Origin of the sequence: Bacillus sp. AFS088145, assembly GCF_002564465.1 — a bacterium.
Taxonomy (GTDB): domain Bacteria; phylum Bacillota; class Bacilli; order Bacillales; family Bacillaceae_G; genus Gottfriedia.
The window spans coordinates 550,212-568,106 of record NZ_NUUX01000013.1 but is presented as its reverse complement, the minus strand read 5'-3'; the positions used below and the strand labels follow the sequence as shown (position 1 = coordinate 568,106).

The following is a 17,895-nucleotide window of genomic DNA, read 5'->3' as shown; positions in this document are numbered from 1 at the left end:
ATGGATGTCTACCATGAAAAAACCTTACGGTATTCAGTTAAAAAAGTGCATAACTAAAGAAGACGTCTTTAGTTTATTTTTAAAAAGCGTCCAACAGTAAAAAAATATATTAGTGGTTGATGGATTAAGAGACTTCTTCGATCGAAACAGAATACCCTAATTTTTCTAGTCTTCTTACGGAATGACGAACTATTGATACTTCTTTTTGTTTGTCATAGTAATCTTCTCCTAAATCTCTGTACATTTCTTTTCTAGTCAGAAGATAATAGGCGATTCTTAACATGGCATGGGCTACTACTATTCCTGCTCTTTTCCTACCTTTGCGTGCAGCTGTTCTTCGATACATAGCACCAAGGTAGTTCTTGGATGCACCAACTGAATGTGCGGCTTCAGTTAAGGCTGATTTCAAATACTTATTGCCTTTTTTGGATTTAGTTGATTTTCTTTTACCAGCACTTTCATTATGTCCAGGAACTATTGCTGCCCAGGAACATAATCGAGGTGCACTTCCAAACTGATTCTCTACATCAGTTCCAATTTCGGCTAGTATCTGTTCAGCCATACGTGTAGCGATATCAGGTATCGAGTCCAGTCGTTCTATGTCTTCTTGATAAGAGCTTACTCTTTGGGTTACTTCCAAATCGAGTTTTTCAATTTGATCAGTTAGAAAATCAATGTGAGTTAATATTGTTTTCAGCATCATACGTTGATGAGGATTAACATAACCTCTTAACGCAAGCTCAAGTTCATCCTTTTTGCGTTTCAATGAGCGACGAGCCATACTTGCTAGTTTCGTAGGATCTTCTTCGCCATCTGCAATGGCGTTAAGCATTTCTTTAGCTGAAACACCCATAATATCTGAAACAACAGAGCCTAGTTTTATATTTGCACCTTCCAGTACTTTTTGTATTCTATTAAGTTGTCGAGAGCGTTCTTCAATAATACTTCGACGATATCGAACCAATTCTCTTAACTCTCGTTGATTTCGATCTGGAACGTAGCTAGCTGTCAATAAGCCATGGCGGAGAAGTTGAGCGATCCATTCAGCATCTTTTACGTCCGTTTTTTGTCCAGGAACAGCTTTCATATGTTGCGCATTGACGACAAAAAACTCTAATTCTTCAGCTTCAATCAGATTAACAATAGGTTTCCAATACACCCCTGTACTTTCCATAGCGACATGAGTACATCCATGTGACCTTATCCAATCCATCAGTTTAATTAAAAAAATCGTCTTCGTAGAAAACGTTTGAATCTCCTTTCCTTCAGGTGTCATAATACATGCGGTAATGTTGTCCTTATGAACATCCATTCCGCAAACTCGTTCAATGATAACTTCCATTGAATTCATCCTTCCTCTGGCTTTAAAAATAGAGGCTGGTGCAATAATCAGAATAGGATTAATCTACCATGAGTGCTTCCCGCAAGGGAGCGACAGTCTGTGATGCACCGTGATCGTTGGAGTCAGACTAACTGTTGGGCTCTAATGGCACCATAGTTGCTCGACCTTCCTCACCCAGCCATAGAAGCAGTATTGACGTTTTTAATTCTTTTTCATTCGCTGTGGTGCAGCGCGAGCGCTGCATGTATGACTAACTGGCGCGTTAGTTGTACAATATTTAGAGGGTAATCATTTGATTATCCTCTATTTTATTAAAAAGGACTAATTGTCTGTTAAGAAGAATAGTAAAAAGAAGATACTTGAAAAGTTTTAAATTTGATGAGAGGTGGAGATTCGTGAAAGTACACGATTGTCCTAATTGTAATACAAATAGTAGAGAATGTATTATTGTCATCCAAAATGCTCCTAACTTTTCGGAAGAGATATTAAAGTGCAGTATTTGTTCCTGGGTCGGCAAGTGGTCAGACATGACAGTGCGGGAGGTCAAATTACCGGAGATTCCAGGTGGGATAGTGATCCCTGGCGTCGAACCTATTACTGATTATTATGTACTTCATTCAGATCAAATTAGAATTACTTATACAGGAGGGTGTTGCCCTCATTGTGGTGGAACTGATCCTTTATGTTGGTGCATGACGTAATAAACGATTAGAGCCCCAAACTTGGCTGTGACTTATTGAATGAAATATCATTTAAGTGTCATAATTAACATATTATGGGAATTAGAGAGCGTGGAATAAAAGTAGAATTTACTTTTTAATTCGATTGTCACCTTAATTAGAGTACTATTAATGATTTGGAGTGATTGCAATGAATAAATCAACAAAAGGTTGGATTAATGGTTTCCTAGGAGTACTCATCTTTAGTGGCTCGCTACCTGCGACGCGCTTGGCTGTGGCTGAATTCAATCCGTTGTTCTTAACAGTCTGTCGCGCCGCGATAGCAGGTGTATTGGCAGGAGCTCTCCTACTAATCTTCCGGCAGAAACGACCTGTCAGAAGTGACATTGTTCCACTATTTGTAGTGGCGTTTGGTGTTGTGATTGGTTTCCCTCTACTGACAGCCTTGGCCCTTCAGTATGTCACGTCCGCGCATGCTATTATCTTCATTGGATTACTTCCCCTTTCGACGGCAATTTTTGGCGTACTTCGGGGTGGTGAACGCCACCGACCAGCCTTTTGGATCTTTTCAGCTATAGGCAGCTTCTTGGTGACAGGATTTGCCCTAATCCATGGTGGGGAATCATCACCAATCGGTGACGCTTTCATGTTGGCTTCAATCATTGTATGTGGTCTAGGTTATGCAGAAGGTGCTCGACTTTCACATCGGCTGGGGAACTGGCAGGTGATATCTTGGGCTCTCGTACTGTCGCTGCCTCTTATGCTTCCACTTACGTTCTATTTTACTCCGGAATCGTGGGAGGACATCGGCCGTCCTGCTATCTTAAGTCTGGCTTATGTATCCTTATTCAGTATGCTCATTGGATTTGTGTTCTGGTATCGAGGTCTAGCACAGGGCGGTATTGCGGCAGTTGGACAGCTGCAACTTCTCCAACCATTCTTTGGACTATTGCTTGCCTCTCTGATTCTGCACGAGAAAGTTGGTTGGTTACTTGTGGCTGTTAATATCGTCGTTGTACTATGCGTGGTAGCAGCTCGTAGATTTGCAAAGGAACAAGTTGTCCCATTAAAAAACGAGATTGAACAAAATTAGTACCCTGTTCAATCTCGTTTGTCGTTTACCAAAGTCAGAGCATATTAAACTATCGCATGCGTTTGTTGAATAAAAGATTTATTAATCTTAGTATTCATTTTTAATTCATATCTTTTTAATTATTTGTAGAATGTTTGTTTGGGTTCTTACGTTTTCTACTATTAAAAAGCAATCCTCCCATAACCTATTGACTTAGAGTTTACTCTAAACAATATAATTAAAAAAAGATATGAAAAAGTACTGTAATTAGTAAAAAATTGGGTCTTTATCATCATATGGTTCAGATGGAACATTCGATTTGATTAATGTTAACAGTGATTTTTTCTATTAAATATTTAGATAATAGAAAGGGATAGAACAATAAATTTAGTAAAATAGAAATAAAAATGTTGGGAGTCGGTAATATGGAGCAGTCAAATAAAGCATTTAGTGACACATTAGTAAAATCATTAAGAGGAGAACGTGGTCATCTTCCTATCAAGAATGCTTTGTTGGATATAGACATGGATCTTGCTGGAAAAAAAATAGAGGAGCTACCTTATACTATTTATCAATTAGTCAAACACATGACATACTGGCAAGAATTCCTCTTATTATTCGCACAAGAAGAGAGGCCTGAATTACCTTCCGATGTGAAAGAAAGCTGGCCTGTTGAAGAAGGACCTAGTAATGAGGAAGAGTGGAAACAGATTATTCAGCATTTTCTTCAAGGGATAGAACAGGCATGTACGATTGCCCAAACTGTACAATTGGACAAATCATTAGAGAAATGGCCAGGCGAATCCCCAGGTGGTGTACTACGCAATATTGCATCTCACAACTCCTATCATTTAGGTGAAATCGTACTAATACGCAGATTATTTAGTGCTTGGCCACCACCAACCGGAGGATATCCTGCCTAAACGTTGGATCAATAGGGAATTCATGGAAGCCAATTGAAATTCACTATAAAGGTTAGTTGAGTCAACAATTGGGGGGCATTTCATTCGTTCATTATGACTAACGCAAGTGTTCGTATTATAAGGACAACTAGTTAAATTACTAGTTGTCCAATTTTTTTTATGGTCTTATGATTAAAGTAGTCGGGGTGGTAGCAGAAGTATCAAAGAAGCATGCAGGTTTCATTGTGAATGTAGATCATGCAACTTCAACGGATTACCTCGACTTGATTCGATCTATGCAAGAAACGGTGAAAAATAAATAAAAATTGATATTGAAACAGAATTGAAAATTCTTGGTGAGGAATATCAAAAAGAAGATCGTTGAGAGAAACAAGGCTGGGCAAGTTATTGGCACATCCGCATCATGCGTGATCTAAATCTTGATTCAAATGAAGCGATCGAATACGCAAAGCTTAATGCAGGAGTAGTTCAGCCATCGAAACAAGCATTAATCCGTATTATTTAGGACTAAGAATGTTTGAAGATATTGAAGAGAGATATAATCATCCAACAAAGGAAATGAGAGAGTTAGGTGTTAAGCCTGGCAGCGGTCGAGAGAAAATGTTTGAAGTACGAGAGTTAGAGTCTGATAGTTCATTTATACGAAACTACTTAACGAAAGACCTTGTCATGCGTGAAGATATGTATCTATTCCAGCGACAAGGTAAGGAATATAAAGTTACAGATAAGGCATGGGAAAATGTACGTGATCAACTAGTAGTTAGTCGAGTAAATGGCGGATTTCCTTATATCGTTATTCAAGAGGGCGATTACTTAAAAAATGGTGAACTTTATTTGAAGCATTCCTATGAACAGATGGAACTTGATGAGAAGTATGTTGAGAAGGTGATGCCTTATATTCATCAGTTGTGGGGTAGAGGGGTTCATTTAGAGACGAATATTGAGAATAAGTCTGTTTTGTTTAGTTATGATGGGAAGAATATTCATCGGAAGTATATTTAAAGCCACCTTTTTAAGATGGTTTTCTTAATGGATTAGAAAGTATAAAATTCTTTTTTTTGGAAGTGTACCTTATGCAACTAAATGCAGGATAGTTGCATAAGGTACATTTTATTACTACATCATAGTTAAGAAAGCTTAATCCATTTTAAACAAACTAACTTCTTTAAAAGATATTTAGTGGATATTTGTATATTCATTTTATTTGGGCTATAATACATTAAACCATTTTCTTTACCAAGTTCCACGTTAAATTTTACCCTTATTCTATTTATGAATAAGGGTTTTTTATATTTTAAGTTAACTCAAAGAAGTCAGATTCTACTTGATAGAATCCGACTTCTTTGAGTTAACTATGCTTTTTTAACATTAGTTGCTTGTGGTCCGCGTTGCCCTTGTCCTACTTCAAAAGTTACTGCTTGACCTTCATCTAATGATTTGAATCCGTCAGTTTGAATTGCTGAGAAGTGAACGAATACATCATCACCATTTTCACGCTCAATAAATCCAAACCCTTTTTCTGCATTAAACCATTTTACTTTACCATGTTCCATTTTTGTTTCCTCCTAGTGCGATTTACACACATTAATATTCCAATAATAACATTTAAAATAAAGATAATCAAATTCACCTAATTAAATATAAACGACTTAACATATTTTACATGACCAATACTAAACTTTCTATTACTTAAGCCGCTTTCTTTTAAATAATTATTTGAATCCGTCTTCTTTAGTATTTGCCATGTCCTAAGATCGACATTTTAAAAAGTACTTTACTTTTATAAAAAGAAAGAGGTCCTTTTTTTGAATCATTTGTATCTATTTAATATTCAATTTGTTCAACAACGAAAAAGCATCCAATTTAATTGGATGCATATTTAAGTATTCCGCTTAAAAAGAGTGAATCTTCTAATTGTGTGCACTCTTTTAGTTTGATTAATCCATCTAGTTCTAGTTCCTTAGCTAGTTTTTCAATCATTTTTGTATCATTTTCCAATGAATTTTTAATGTTGATTAAAAAGAAATTTCCTCTTGTTGCAAGTCGAAGGTTCTTTAATAGATTCTCTTTACTCATTTTCCCATCCCCCTTCTAAATTAGATTAATTCGACACAAAAGAGGTTTTGTCCTGTAAATTCAATTATATTACAAATTTTTTGTAGGATTATTAATTTAATCTCCATAGTATATAACGTCAAAAAATCTCATACATTGTCAATACACATAGTAGGGGGAATAATAATGAACTCAAATAATTTTCTTGAATTAGAGTATGCAATAGACGAAATTACTGAAATTGCTAAAGGATTTGGACTTGATTATTTTCCGATGAGGTATGAAATATGCCCATCCGATATTATTTACACGTTTGGTGCGTACGGAATGCCGACTAGATATTCTCATTGGAGCTTTGGAAAAAAATTTTATAAGATGAAGTTACAATATGATCTAGGATTAAGTAAGATTTATGAATTAGTGATTAATTCTAATCCATGTTATGCATTTTTACTTGATACCAATAGCCTCGTACAAAATAAATTGATCGTTGCCCATGTACTCGCTCATAGTGATTTCTTTAAAAATAATGTGCGATTTAGTAATACAAAACGAGATATGGTCGAAAGCATGACTGCAACTGCTGAAAGAATTAATCAATATGAACAAAAATATGGAAAAAGGCTAGTAGAAGAATTTTTGAATGCGGTTATAGCTATTCAAGAACATATTGACCCTTCAATTGTAAGAAATAGATTATCGTGGCAATTAGAAGATGATATGATCCCCCCCGTTCCTCGAGTAGGACCATATGATGATTTATGGAATTTAGATAATAAAAAAGAAAACATTGCCCCTGTAAAACCTCGAAAAAAGAAATTCCCACCACAACCTGAAAAGGATCTTTTACTATTTATTCAACACTTTAGTCGCGAATTAGAAGAGTGGCAACGAGACATTTTAACAATGTTACGAGAGGAAATGGTTTATTTTTGGCCACAGCTCGAAACAAAAATTATGAATGAGGGATGGGCTAGTCTTTGGCATCAACGTATTATGAGAGAGTTAGATTTGACATCAGGTGAATCAATTGAATTTGCAAAACTGAATGCAAGTGTACTACAGCCCTCGAAGACAAGTATAAACCCTTACTATTTTGGACTAAAAATGTTTGAGGATATTGAAGAAAGATATAACAATCCATCTGAAGAAATGAAACAATATGGGGTGAAAGCTGGTTCTGGAACTGAAAAAATTTTTGAGGTACGAGAATTAGAGTCCGATAGTTCATTCATCCGTAACTACTTAACTAAGGAACTCGTAATGCGAGAAGATATATATTTATTCCAGCGACAAGGTAAGGAGTATAAAGTCACTGATAAGGCATGGGAAAATGTAAGAGATCAACTTGTTGTTAGTAGGGTAAATGGCGGATTCCCATATATCGTTGTTCAAGATGGCGATTACTTAAAAAATGGGGAGCTATATTTGAAGCATTCCTATGAACATACGGAACTTGATGTGAAGTATGTAGAGAAAGTAATGCCTTATATTCATCAGTTATGGGGTAGGGGAGTTCATTTAGAAACGATTATTGAGAATAAGTCTGTGTTGTTTAGTTATGATGGGAAGAATATTCATCAGAAGTATATTTGAGGCCACCTTTTTAGGTGGTTTTCTTAATGGTAGCGAATCCAACTCCTATATTTCTAAATAAAAACTCTTAAATAAGAACAATCGCTATTATATTTGAGAGGATGAGGACGAATGGGCTGAATGCAGATAATCACCTCTTATTTTTTGTAGAAATTTATGAACTAAATATTGATAAGCCCCCCTTCATAAAGATTGAAGGGGATTTTTTTTGACTCAAGTTCTCCCCCTATTAAAAATCATTGATTCTTTTTAAGGGAAATTTAAGGTACACAATCCAAAATAAGCGTAACAAATGAGATTGGAAGGAGTAAAAAAACAAATAAAACAAGCTCTAATCCAAACGATCAATAGTAGAGTAAGTTTGCTGTATAAATGAAAGACAAACCCTGGTTTTCTTAAAATGGTTACAAGATAGAAAGTTTCTAAGGATATGTAAAATTCCAGAATCGAATGGATCTCGTCAAGAATAATCGGGTATATATTCATATCAATCTCAATAATGGAGAGGAGAAAAGAAAATTGAAAAAGTGGATTATTATTTCAGTTATTGTTGTTGCTGTTGGAGGAGGAAGTGGTTGGTTCATATATAGTAAGAGTCAAGCAAATCAAGCCCAAAATGTGATGGCTACAGCACAAACAATTACGGCACAAAAAGGAAAGTTAGAAGTAGCTGTTACTGGATCGGGTTCGGTAACTACAAATACTGACGAAGATGTTACTGCGGCAAATACAATTCTTGTTGTGGATAGTGTGAGTGTTTCATCTGGAGAATCAGTAGATAAAGGTGACACACTTGTGACATTTAAAAATGGTGATGTTGTTACGGCTCCAAAAGATGGAGAAATAACAAAGGTTTATGTAAGTAGCGGTAGCGGAGCATCGCAAGGTAAAGTATTAATGCGTATGGAAGATGAAGATGGAGTTACATTACCGATTACAAGAGAAGATAGTGGCAGTTCCTCAAATAATTCTAGTACTGGTAATACTGGAGGTAGTAGTTTAGTAGCCGATAATGTAAATGTGAAGGAAGGCTCAGTTGTAAAAGCAGGTGCAGCACTTGTGAAATTTACAGATGGTAGTATTTTACAGGCACCAGTTGCGGGAACAATTACAAGTCTTGCTGTTAATAGTGGAGATTCGATACAAAGTTCTGCGACAGTAGCGCATATAACAAATTACAGTTCTTTGGAAACAACAATCAATGTAGATGAATTAGATATCACTAAGGTAAAAGTTGGACAGTCAGTAAAAATAACAGCAAGTGCTTTTGAAGGTGAAACATTCGATGGGATTGTAACGAAAGTAGCAAATGAAGGCACATCGACAAATGGCGTTTCAACATTTGATGTAACTGTAAAAATTAAAAATCCAAAAGGTTTGAAAATTGGTATGTCAACAGAAGCAAGTATTTTAATACAAAGTAAAGCAGATGCGCTATATGTTCCATTAGAAGCAGTGTATAAAAATGGAAATGAAAAATATGTACTAGTTCCTACATCTACAGATGATTCTGGAGAATCTACAAAGAAAGTTACGGTAAAAACTGGTATTTCAAATGATACGAATGTAGAAATTACAAGTGGATTAAGTGAAGGAGAGTCTATTGAAATTCCGAGCGTTCAATCTAGAAGTAATTCTGGTGGATTTATGATGCAAGGTGGAGGATTCCAAGGTGGTGGATTCTCTGGCGGCGGATTCTCCGGTGGTGGATTCGAACGTAGCGGAAACTTCGGAGGTAGAAATCAAACAGGTGGCGGACAAGGAGGTAAATAATGACTAACTTTGAGCCGATTATTCAAATAAAAAACATGACGAAAATGTACGAACTTGGCGGAGAAACGGTAATGGCTCTTCAGAGTGTATCTCTTGATATCCAAAAGGGGGATTTTATATCAGTTATCGGCCCATCAGGTTCAGGAAAGTCAACATTTATGAACATGATTGGATGCTTGGACCGACCCGATTCTGGGAGATATTTGATTGATAATGAAGATGTAGGGCAAATGAAGAGCTTCCAATTAGCGACTATACGGAATGAAAAAATTGGATTTATTTTTCAAAATTTCAATCTTATCCAAAAGTTAACTGCAGTAGAAAATGTCGAACTTCCTCTCATTTATAGAGGGATGAAAACAGCTGAACGAAGAGAAATTGCTCTTTCGGCCTTAAAAAAAGTAGGATTAGTAGATCGAGCAAATCATTTACCTACACAATTATCAGGGGGGCAGCAACAGCGTGTCGCAATTGCGCGTGCCCTTGCTGGAAGCCCTCCTATTTTACTGGCAGATGAACCGACGGGTGCTCTTGATAGTAAAACAAGTAAGGAAATTTTGGAGATTATGAATTTGTTAAATGAGCAAGGGCATACGATTATTCTAATTACACATGATTTAGAAGTAGCAAAACAAGCAAATCGTGTTGTACGAATTCACGATGGCCAGTTGTATGAGAATGGAGGAGAATGGTTTGCAGACACTGAGAATGGCGCTTAAAAGCATTAAGGGAAATAAAGTAAGAGCGTTCCTAACGATGCTAGGTATTATTATTGGTGTATCCTCCGTTATTGTGATGGTAGCGATTGGTCAAGGATCAACGAAAGAAGTGCAAGATCAAATAGGAAGCTTAGGTACAAATGTATTAACAGTAAGTGTTACTGGCTCAGATGTAACATTTAAAGAAGATGATGCCAATCAACTTAAGGATGTTAGTGGTGTAGAAGCAATTGCTCCGACTGTTTCTGGAAGAGTAACTGTAAAAAACGGACAAACGAACGCACAAGTGTCTGTGACAGGAACAACTTCACCTTATTTAAAAGTTCGTGATTTGGAGCTGCAATCAGGGCGATTTATCGCAGACTTAGATAATGATAATCACTCAAAAATAGCAGTACTTGGTTCAAGCACAGCACGAACATTATTCGGTTTTGGAAATCCAGTTGGTCAATACGTTAAAGTGAATGGAACATCATTTAGAGTTGTTGGGGTACTTCAATCAGTTGGTAGTTCATTAGGTTCAAGTGGAGACAGTACGATTTTTGTTCCGCTTAGCACGGCTCAGCGCTTGGCATCTACTACTTCAATTGGATCTGTCTATGTAAAAGTAGAAAACGAAAATATGATTAATTTTACATTACGTAGAATCGAACAAAAGATGTTTACGATTATTGGTGATGAAGATAGCTATAGCGTTTCTAGTCCAGAGGATTTAATGGAAACTGCTTCATCTGTTAATAAAACGATGACATTAATGCTAGGCGGAAGTGCTGCGATCTCACTTATTGTTGGTGGTATCGGTATTATGAATATTATGCTTGTATCGGTTTCAGAACGTACAAAAGAAATCGGTATACGAAAAGCAATTGGAGCAAAGCGTGGAAGTATTCTTCTTCAATTCCTTATTGAATCAATGGTATTAAGTTCACTTGGAGGAATAATAGGCGTTGTAATAGGCGTTATAAGTGCAAAGATATTCACTATAACAACAGGAACAGCAATTGCATATTCTGTACCGGTTATGCTGTTATCATTTGTATTCTCATTATTAGTTGGAATCGTATTTGGTGTTTTTCCAGCAAATAAAGCGTCTAAGCTTGACCCAATTCAAGCTCTTCGATATGAATAGTATGAATAAAGAGGTTGTCCCAAAAGTAAAACTTTTAAGGGGCACCTTTTTTTTGTAAATAAAGAAAGTATTTCTCTACGATCGATTAACTTCTAAAGTAAGCAACCTTATTAAGTTGATTATCTAATAAAAAGTATTTTAGGTTTCTATTCAAAAATGTCAGAATAGTCTATAATTATGGTCGTAACCTGAATTCAACCGTAAATAATGAGAAAAGTGAAAGGTGAGTATTTTTGGCTTGTTGTTTAATTTAATAATTCGATTAGGAGGTAAACGACGTGGAAGAATTAATCTCAGAATTGGTTGATAATATGAAAAGAAGTTTAATCAATAGTAGGCGTGAAATCCACTGTTTTCCTGAGATAGGATGGACAGAATTCCGAACTTCATCTCTCATAGCAGATTTCTTATCTGAATTAGGATTTGAATTGAAAGTAGGAAGGGAAATCATTGTACCTGAATCGAGAATGGGTGTCCCAGATGAAAAAACGATACAAGAAGCAAAAGAGCGGGCATTGTCGTTTGGGGCAAATTCGTATTGGATTGAGAAAATGGAAGACGGGTTAACTGGTGTAGTAGGCATCTGGGATACAGGGCGAATTGGTCCAACACTAGCCTTTCGATTTGATATCGATGCATTGGAAATATCTGAGGATAAAGGATTAAATCATGTTCCATGGAATCGAGGTTTTCATTCGAAAGTAGAAGGTTATATGCATGCTTGTGGACATGATGGCCATATTGCAATTGGGTTAGGAATGGCACAATTGATTTTAAAAATGAAAGAGAAGCTTTCGGGAAAAATTAAACTCATATTTCAACCTGCAGAAGAAGGTGCGCGTGGTGCGAGAGCGATGGTTGATTCGGGGGTCTTAGAAGATGTTAATTATTTCTTTAGTGGTCATATTGGTGTAACGGCAACAAAACAGAACCAACTTGTCTGTAGCGTAACAGATTTTTTCGCGTCAACCAAGTTTGACTTAGAACTCGAAGGTGTGCAGGCCCATGCAGCATTAGCACCACATGAAGGTAGAAATGCATTACTTGCGGCATCTACTATTACATTGCAATTGTATGCCATCTCACGGCATGGATTAGGGGATTCAAGAATAAATGTTGGAGTTATTCAAGGTGGAGAAGGTCGAAACATTATTCCAGCACATGCTAAGCTAAAATTTGAAACAAGAGGAACGACCAATGAGGTTGATCAATATATGAAGAATGAATCAATGCGGATAATACAATCTGTTGCTCAGTTGTATGGGATTAAGGAACATACCGAAGTAGTAGGACGTTCGATTATAGCAGACTGTGACTCTGATCTTGCGAATCTTGTATATGGTATAGGATCAAAAGTTAAGCAAACCAGTGAAATTGTTATTTCTCAGCCTTTTCTTGCTTCAGAAGATGTAACCTATATGATGAAAGAGGTTCAAAAAAATGGTGGAATGGCTACTTATCTATTGTTTGGAACTGAATTGGCTGCTGGCCATCATAATTGTGCATTCGACTTTAATGAAAAAACAATTGCGTATGCAGTGGAAGTATATGGAAACTTACTTGTACATTTAGCCAGATAATGAAATAGAGAGAGAGGGGAAAAGAGTATGTTTTTTCTTGCATTAATTAGTTCTTTTTTGAATGCAGTAAATGCATTGTATGCAAAAAAAATAACAATGCAAATGAAGGATAATAATAGTTTTATTGTAACATCTTTTCTAGTGGTCACTATTTTGTTAGGCTGCGTAATGCCTTGGTATTATTCCTTTTCTGTTACTCCAGCTTCAATAGGTTTATTAATCATTGTGATTATTTTAGATGCATTGTCTAATGTATCATTTTTCTTAGCGCTAGGACGAATAGAAGTATCACAACTAGCAGTGTATACTGCGTTGACACCATTATTCACGTTTATTCCAAATAGCATATTGCACGGATTCGATATACATATTTTAATTCCGGTCTTGCTTATTGTGCTTGGTGTATATTTTCTGAACGTCAGAGGTAGAAACATGTTATCTCCATTAGTAGAAATAAAAAAACCAGGGAATTTATTAGGGGTTGCAGCTGCAGTTTCTGCTGGACTCAGCATGGTTCCTACACAACAATTGCTCGTTCATCAATGGATAAACGCCCCTACACTTTATTTTTTCAGAGCGAGTGGAATTGCCCTAATAATCTATTTAATACATCGTCCAAAAATTTGGTATCCTAAACTGAATATGCACCTTTCGATTCGTGGGGTGCTTGCGATTACTCAATGGATCGCATTGTTTGCAGCCTTAAAGATTGCAAATGGGACTCTAGTTGTTGCTTTAGCCTATACCTCACCAATATTTGCATTGTTTTTAGCAAGAATTTATTATAAAGAAAAAATTACAGCAGCTAAGTTGATAGCCTGCTGCATTACCATTTTAGGAATTTTATTTATTTTAGAGTAGTGGAGGAAACGATGAAAAAAATCCGTTTAGGTTTACTAGGATCTGATGATTCGATTGACGTTATTCAATCTGTAATAAAGGAATACCCTGAATTTGAATGTACCCCTATCATCTATTGGAGAGAAGAGGAAATACCAGATCTTTTAAGTCCTATTGCAAATGATTTTGATATTTGGCTTTTTTCAGGAAAGGTCCCTTATGCCATAGCAAAAAGCTGGGGTGGAATTTCAAAACCCATGTTTTTTACGCCCCACACCGGACCGAGTCTCTATAAAACTTTGTTACAAATATTCTATCGTAACCAGATTGCAATGGAGCAAATCAGCTTTGATAACTTCCATTATGATGAACTTAAAAGTATTTTAGATGAAGCAGAGATTAAAGCCGATCATTTATTTTTGAAATATTATGAAGGAGAAGTTGATGCAAACGTACTTGCAGGATACCACTATGATTTATGGAAAAGTGGGAAAACGAAAGCAGCAGTTACATGTCTCAGGTCGGCACATATCGAACTTGAGAAAATGGGTGTTCCTGTTTATCGTGTACTTCCTGCAAAGTCAGCTATTGAGTCTGTACTAAATTTAGCACTTCGAACTTATGAGATGTTACATTTTAAAGAAAGTCAAATTGCAGTTCAAATGATAGAGATAGACTCTTATTTTGGACTGGCAAAGGATACATTTTCAACTGATGAAATTTACAAAATAGAAATTAAAATGGCAGAGAAGCTTCTTGTGTACGCGAATAAAGTTCAAGGATCACTAAAATCTGCTGGTCCTGGTCGATATGTCATTTTTACAACCCGAGGGCTTTTACAGGATATAACGAATGAATTTTCTTTAATTCCGAATTTGGAAGATCTCGAAGAATTAAAGAAAGAAGTCATTACTTGTGGAATTGGAATCGGTAAAACGGCTTACGAAGCAGAAATTCATGCTGGTAGAGCTTTATTTCATGCTAGAGAGTATGGAAAAGGAAGTTGGATGGTAGCTCTTGATAATCAAACGATAGCGGGTCCATTGGGAAGAGAGGAACAAATTACATATTCTTATGTCTCAAAAGAACTACAAAAAATAAGTGAACAAACATCTTTAAGCATTTCGACACTTAGCAAGCTGGAATCTATTCTTAAAAAAATAGGAAAGAGTGAAATTGGAGCTCACGAGCTGGCACAGTATATGCAAATCATGCCGAGAAGCGCACGAAGAATATTAAAAGGGTTAGAGGAACAAGGAATTGCTCAGGTGATTGGAGAGGAAACACCTTATTCGCGTGGAAGGCCTAGAAACATCTATAAAATAAGCCTTTGATACTAGGCGGAAAAGAAAAATTTAATATTCTGAATATTATTACTTAACAAAATAAATGATTAGTGATATAGTTATGGTCATAACCATAAATAGACCTAAAATACTAATTTGTAACTGGAGGAAAAATGATTAATCAGGATAGATTGTGGAATCGCCTTATGGAGCTCGGGTCCATAGGAAAACAAGAGTCTGGTGGAATTACTCGTTTGTCCTTTACTGAAAATGAGAGAAAAGCTAAAGAATTAGTTACTTCCTACATGGTTGAAGCAGGATTAAAAGTTTACGAAGATACCGTTGGAAATCTTATTGGACGTAAAGAAGGAACGAATTCAAACGCATCTGCTGTACTAGTAGGCTCACACATAGATTCTGTATATGACGGCGGAAACTTTGATGGACCACTTGGCGTTCTCTCGGGGATTGAAATACTCCAGACGATGAATGAGCAGGGAATAACAACAGTGCATCCAATTGAAGTGATTGTATTTACAGATGAAGAAGGAGCAAGATTTAGCTTTGGAATGATTGGGAGTCGAGGAATTGCTGGAACACTCACTTTGGAAGAACTCCAAAATCAGGATCAACAAGGAATTACTGTAGCTCAAGCGATGAGCGAGGCAGGTTATGACCCATTATTAATTGATCAGTCAGTCAGAAGTATTGGATCAGTAAAATCCTATATAGAATTACATATTGAACAAGGTAAGGTACTTGAAAACGATAATTTATCGGTTGGTATTGTTACAGGAATCGCTGGCCCGTTGTGGCTTAAATTCACAATCGAAGGTAAAGCAGGGCATGCGGGGACAACTCCAATGAACGACCGGAATGATGCCTTAGTTGTTGCTTCTCAGATTGTACAATTAATTGAATCTGAATCAGGTAAGACAGGTTCAACAGTTGGAACAGTTGGTCAATTGCAGCTGTTTCCTGGAGGAATCAATATAATTCCTGGGAAGGTTGAATTCACCTTGGATCTGCGTGATGTAAATGAAGCAATTCGTGATGAGGTAGAAAACCGAATATTAGAAGGAGCCAAAATTATATGTGAACAACGTAGTGTAGGATTGCAAGTTGAAGTTTTGCAACGTATTGCACCTTCACTATGCTCTAATGAAATTCAAGATATTGCAAAATTAGCTTGTGAAACGATTGGTGTAGAACCATTTTTGCTCCCAAGTGGAGCTGGGCACGATTGTATGCAGCTTACAAGTCTATGTCCTATAGGGATGCTTTTTATCCGTTCAAAAGATGGAATAAGCCATAATCCTGCTGAATGGAGTTCAAAGGAAGATTGTACAGACGGTGCTAATGTACTTTATCATACTGTACTTCAGTTATCTAATAATGAATAGAGGGAGATACAATCATGCAAACAATATCATTAGATAGTTTAGTAGAGCAAACAAAAGAAGAGGTGATTAAGTGGAGAAGGCATTTCCATCAGTATCCGGAGTTATCTTTTCATGAGGAAAAAACAGCTCAATATGTGTATGATACACTTCAAACTTTTGGGAATTTAGAGATATCTCGTCCAACAAAGACAAGTGTTATGGCTCGTCTGATTGGTTCTCAGCCTGGCAAGGTGCTAGCAATTCGTGCAGATATGGATGCTTTACCGATTGATGAAGAAAATACTTTTGAATTTGCTTCTACAAATCCAGGGGTAATGCATGCTTGTGGGCACGATGGTCATACAGCAATGCTTCTAGGCACAGCAAAAATTCTTACTAGTTTAAAAGATAAAATCAAAGGTGAAGTTCGCTTTTTGTTTCAACATGCCGAAGAGTTGTTTCCTGGTGGTGCAGAGGAAATGGTACAAGCAGGAGTAATGGATGGAGTTGATATGGTAATTGGTGCTCATCTTTGGGCTCCTATGAAACTAGGTACAGTAGGTGTAGCTTATGGGCCGATGATGGCTGCTCCAGATACATTCTATATTACTGTTGAAGGTAAGGGTGGACATGCAGCACTTCCTCATGACACGATCGATTCAATTGCGATAGCTTCCCAAGTTGTAACGAATCTTCAACATATCGTTTCTCGAAATACTGATCCGCTTGATAATCTAGTAGTTTCTGTTACTAAGTTTATTGGAGGGACAACTCATAATGTAATCCCAGGTTCAGTTGAAATCTGTGGAACCGTTCGTAGTTTCAACGCCAACCTTAGGAAATCGGTTCCTGAACTTATGGAACGTGTTATAAAAGGTATAACTGAGGCTCATGGGGCAAAATACAAATTTGATTATGAGTTTGGATATCGTCCTGTTATCAACGATGAGCAGATTACGAAGGCTATTGAAGAAACGATTCTAGAAGTGTTTGATGAAAAGACTCTCGACCTTATGAAACCAAACATGGGCGGTGAAGATTTCTCTGCTTTCCAACAAAAAGCTCCAGGAACTTTCTTCTATGTGGGAGCAGGAAACAAAGAAAAAGATATTACTTATCCACATCATCATGCTCGTTTTACTATTGACGAGGACGCTTTGGAAATTGGTGTAAAATTATTTGTTCATGCCACATTTAAGCTTTTAGATTAATAGTCTTATGGATAAGTAGACCCTTATTTTACAAGGATCTACTTAATCTAAATATTTATTTTCTAAATATTCAAACTAATATAAAATTTAAATTGAAAGTGGGGAACAATTTTTGAAAATCTATCATTTATTAGCACTTATTCCATTTATTGCTATTCTGGGCTTTTCATCTTGGGCAAACCACGTTGAGCCATTTGTATTAGGAATGCCTTTTCTCCTTTTTTGGGTTGTACTTTGGACTGTTTTATCAACACCAGTTATGTGGATTATCTTTAAATTAGATACTGCGAATAAGGGGGACAGATAA

17 protein-coding genes and 1 pseudogene are annotated in these 17,895 nt (G+C 36.5%); 15 read left to right on the top strand and 3 right to left on the bottom strand.

Features of this window, described 5'->3' with window-relative positions; genetic code table 11:
• Positions 1-124: 124 nt before the first annotated feature.
• Positions 125-1,342, bottom strand: coding sequence for an IS110 family RNA-guided transposase (locus COI44_RS10915; RefSeq protein ID WP_098427943.1), 1,218 nt, complete (start codon positions 1,340-1,342; stop codon positions 125-127).
• Between the two features lie 527 nt (positions 1,343-1,869).
• Between COI44_RS10915 and COI44_RS24130 the strand changes: the two genes are divergently transcribed.
• The 5 genes and pseudogenes from COI44_RS24130 to COI44_RS10890 form a co-directional block, all read left to right on the top strand.
• Positions 1,870-2,043, top strand: coding sequence for a hypothetical protein (locus COI44_RS24130; protein WP_176522477.1), 174 nt, complete (start codon positions 1,870-1,872; stop codon positions 2,041-2,043).
• A 169-nt stretch (positions 2,044-2,212) separates the two neighbouring features.
• Positions 2,213-3,115 (top strand): DMT family transporter, encoded by a 903-nt coding sequence (locus COI44_RS10905; RefSeq protein WP_098427942.1) that lies wholly within the window; start codon positions 2,213-2,215, stop codon positions 3,113-3,115.
• A 404-nt stretch (positions 3,116-3,519) separates the two neighbouring features.
• On the top strand, positions 3,520-4,017 hold the full coding sequence (locus tag COI44_RS10900) for a DinB family protein (protein ID WP_098427941.1): 498 nt from the start codon (positions 3,520-3,522) through the stop codon (positions 4,015-4,017).
• Between the two features lie 167 nt (positions 4,018-4,184).
• Positions 4,185-4,319 (top strand): hypothetical protein, encoded by a 135-nt coding sequence (locus tag COI44_RS24840; protein ID WP_353616013.1) that lies wholly within the window; start codon positions 4,185-4,187, stop codon positions 4,317-4,319.
• Positions 4,320-4,387: 68 nt separating this feature from the next.
• A pseudogene (locus COI44_RS10890) lies at positions 4,388-5,019 on the top strand (SpoVR family protein); the annotation flags it as partial.
• Between the two features lie 350 nt (positions 5,020-5,369).
• Here the strand turns inward: COI44_RS10890 and COI44_RS10885 are convergent.
• Entirely contained in the window at positions 5,370-5,570 is a 201-nt protein-coding gene (locus tag COI44_RS10885) for a cold-shock protein (protein WP_056474809.1), read from the bottom strand.
• 310 nt (positions 5,571-5,880) lie between these two features.
• A complete protein-coding gene (locus COI44_RS10880) occupies positions 5,881-6,093 on the bottom strand; it encodes a hypothetical protein (protein WP_056474812.1) in 213 nt (70 codons plus the stop codon).
• A 165-nt stretch (positions 6,094-6,258) separates the two neighbouring features.
• Here COI44_RS10880 and COI44_RS10875 point away from each other — a divergent pair, with 165 nt between their 5' ends.
• From COI44_RS10875 to COI44_RS10830, 10 genes are all read left to right on the top strand, one after another.
• Positions 6,259-7,668 carry a SpoVR family protein gene (locus COI44_RS10875; protein WP_098427940.1) on the top strand — a complete coding sequence of 470 codons (1,410 nt, stop codon included), beginning with the start codon at positions 6,259-6,261 and terminating at the stop codon, positions 7,666-7,668.
• A gap of 519 nt (positions 7,669-8,187) precedes the next feature.
• On the top strand, positions 8,188-9,441 hold the full coding sequence (locus COI44_RS10870) for an efflux RND transporter periplasmic adaptor subunit (protein ID WP_098427939.1): 1,254 nt from the start codon (positions 8,188-8,190) through the stop codon (positions 9,439-9,441).
• A complete protein-coding gene (locus tag COI44_RS10865) occupies positions 9,441-10,160 on the top strand; it encodes an ABC transporter ATP-binding protein (RefSeq protein WP_098427938.1) in 720 nt (239 codons plus the stop codon). The genes COI44_RS10870 and COI44_RS10865 overlap by 1 nt, the downstream gene beginning before the upstream one ends.
• Complete coding sequence (locus COI44_RS10860) at positions 10,135-11,289, top strand: ABC transporter permease (protein ID WP_483295392.1); 1,155 nt, start codon at positions 10,135-10,137, stop codon at positions 11,287-11,289. Before COI44_RS10865 ends, COI44_RS10860 begins: the two co-directional genes overlap by 26 nt.
• Positions 11,290-11,567: 278 nt before the next feature.
• Entirely contained in the window at positions 11,568-12,869 is a 1,302-nt protein-coding gene (locus COI44_RS10855; RefSeq protein WP_218926919.1) for an amidohydrolase, read from the top strand.
• A 27-nt stretch (positions 12,870-12,896) separates the two neighbouring features.
• Entirely contained in the window at positions 12,897-13,730 is an 834-nt protein-coding gene (locus COI44_RS10850) for a DMT family transporter (RefSeq protein ID WP_098427936.1), read from the top strand.
• 11 nt (positions 13,731-13,741) lie between these two features.
• A complete protein-coding gene (locus COI44_RS10845) occupies positions 13,742-15,043 on the top strand; it encodes a helix-turn-helix domain-containing protein (RefSeq protein WP_098427935.1) in 1,302 nt (433 codons plus the stop codon).
• A gap of 125 nt (positions 15,044-15,168) precedes the next feature.
• Positions 15,169-16,398 carry a Zn-dependent hydrolase gene (locus COI44_RS10840; RefSeq protein ID WP_098427934.1) on the top strand — a complete coding sequence of 410 codons (1,230 nt, stop codon included), beginning with the start codon at positions 15,169-15,171 and terminating at the stop codon, positions 16,396-16,398.
• A gap of 14 nt (positions 16,399-16,412) precedes the next feature.
• Complete coding sequence (locus COI44_RS10835) at positions 16,413-17,588, top strand: M20 family metallopeptidase (RefSeq protein ID WP_098427933.1); 1,176 nt, start codon at positions 16,413-16,415, stop codon at positions 17,586-17,588.
• A 112-nt stretch (positions 17,589-17,700) separates the two neighbouring features.
• On the top strand, positions 17,701-17,895 hold the full coding sequence (locus COI44_RS10830; protein WP_098427932.1) for a DUF3311 domain-containing protein: 195 nt from the start codon (positions 17,701-17,703) through the stop codon (positions 17,893-17,895).

Bases quoted from the DNA above. Each gene is read 5' to 3' on its own strand.
- COI44_RS10865 (WP_098427938.1), top strand. From the start codon at position 9,441: ATGACTAACTTTGAGCCGATTATTCAAATAAAAAACATGACGAAAATG.
- COI44_RS24130 (WP_176522477.1), top strand. From the start codon at position 1,870: ATGACAGTGCGGGAGGTCAAATTACCGGAGATTCCAGGTGGGATAGTG.
- COI44_RS10835 (WP_098427933.1), top strand. From the start codon at position 16,413: ATGCAAACAATATCATTAGATAGTTTAGTAGAGCAAACAAAAGAAGAG.
- COI44_RS10845 (WP_098427935.1), top strand. From the start codon at position 13,742: ATGAAAAAAATCCGTTTAGGTTTACTAGGATCTGATGATTCGATTGAC.
- COI44_RS10850 (WP_098427936.1), top strand. From the start codon at position 12,897: ATGTTTTTTCTTGCATTAATTAGTTCTTTTTTGAATGCAGTAAATGCA.
- COI44_RS10900 (WP_098427941.1), top strand. From the start codon at position 3,520: ATGGAGCAGTCAAATAAAGCATTTAGTGACACATTAGTAAAATCATTA.
- COI44_RS10885 (WP_056474809.1), bottom strand. From the start codon at position 5,570: ATGGAACATGGTAAAGTAAAATGGTTTAATGCAGAAAAAGGGTTTGGA.
- COI44_RS10880 (WP_056474812.1), bottom strand. From the start codon at position 6,093: ATGAGTAAAGAGAATCTATTAAAGAACCTTCGACTTGCAACAAGAGGA.
- COI44_RS24840 (WP_353616013.1), top strand. From the start codon at position 4,185: ATGATTAAAGTAGTCGGGGTGGTAGCAGAAGTATCAAAGAAGCATGCA.
- COI44_RS10915 (WP_098427943.1), bottom strand. From the start codon at position 1,342: ATGGAAGTTATCATTGAACGAGTTTGCGGAATGGATGTTCATAAGGAC.
- COI44_RS10840 (WP_098427934.1), top strand. From the start codon at position 15,169: ATGATTAATCAGGATAGATTGTGGAATCGCCTTATGGAGCTCGGGTCC.
- COI44_RS10905 (WP_098427942.1), top strand. From the start codon at position 2,213: ATGAATAAATCAACAAAAGGTTGGATTAATGGTTTCCTAGGAGTACTC.
- COI44_RS10875 (WP_098427940.1), top strand. From the start codon at position 6,259: ATGAACTCAAATAATTTTCTTGAATTAGAGTATGCAATAGACGAAATT.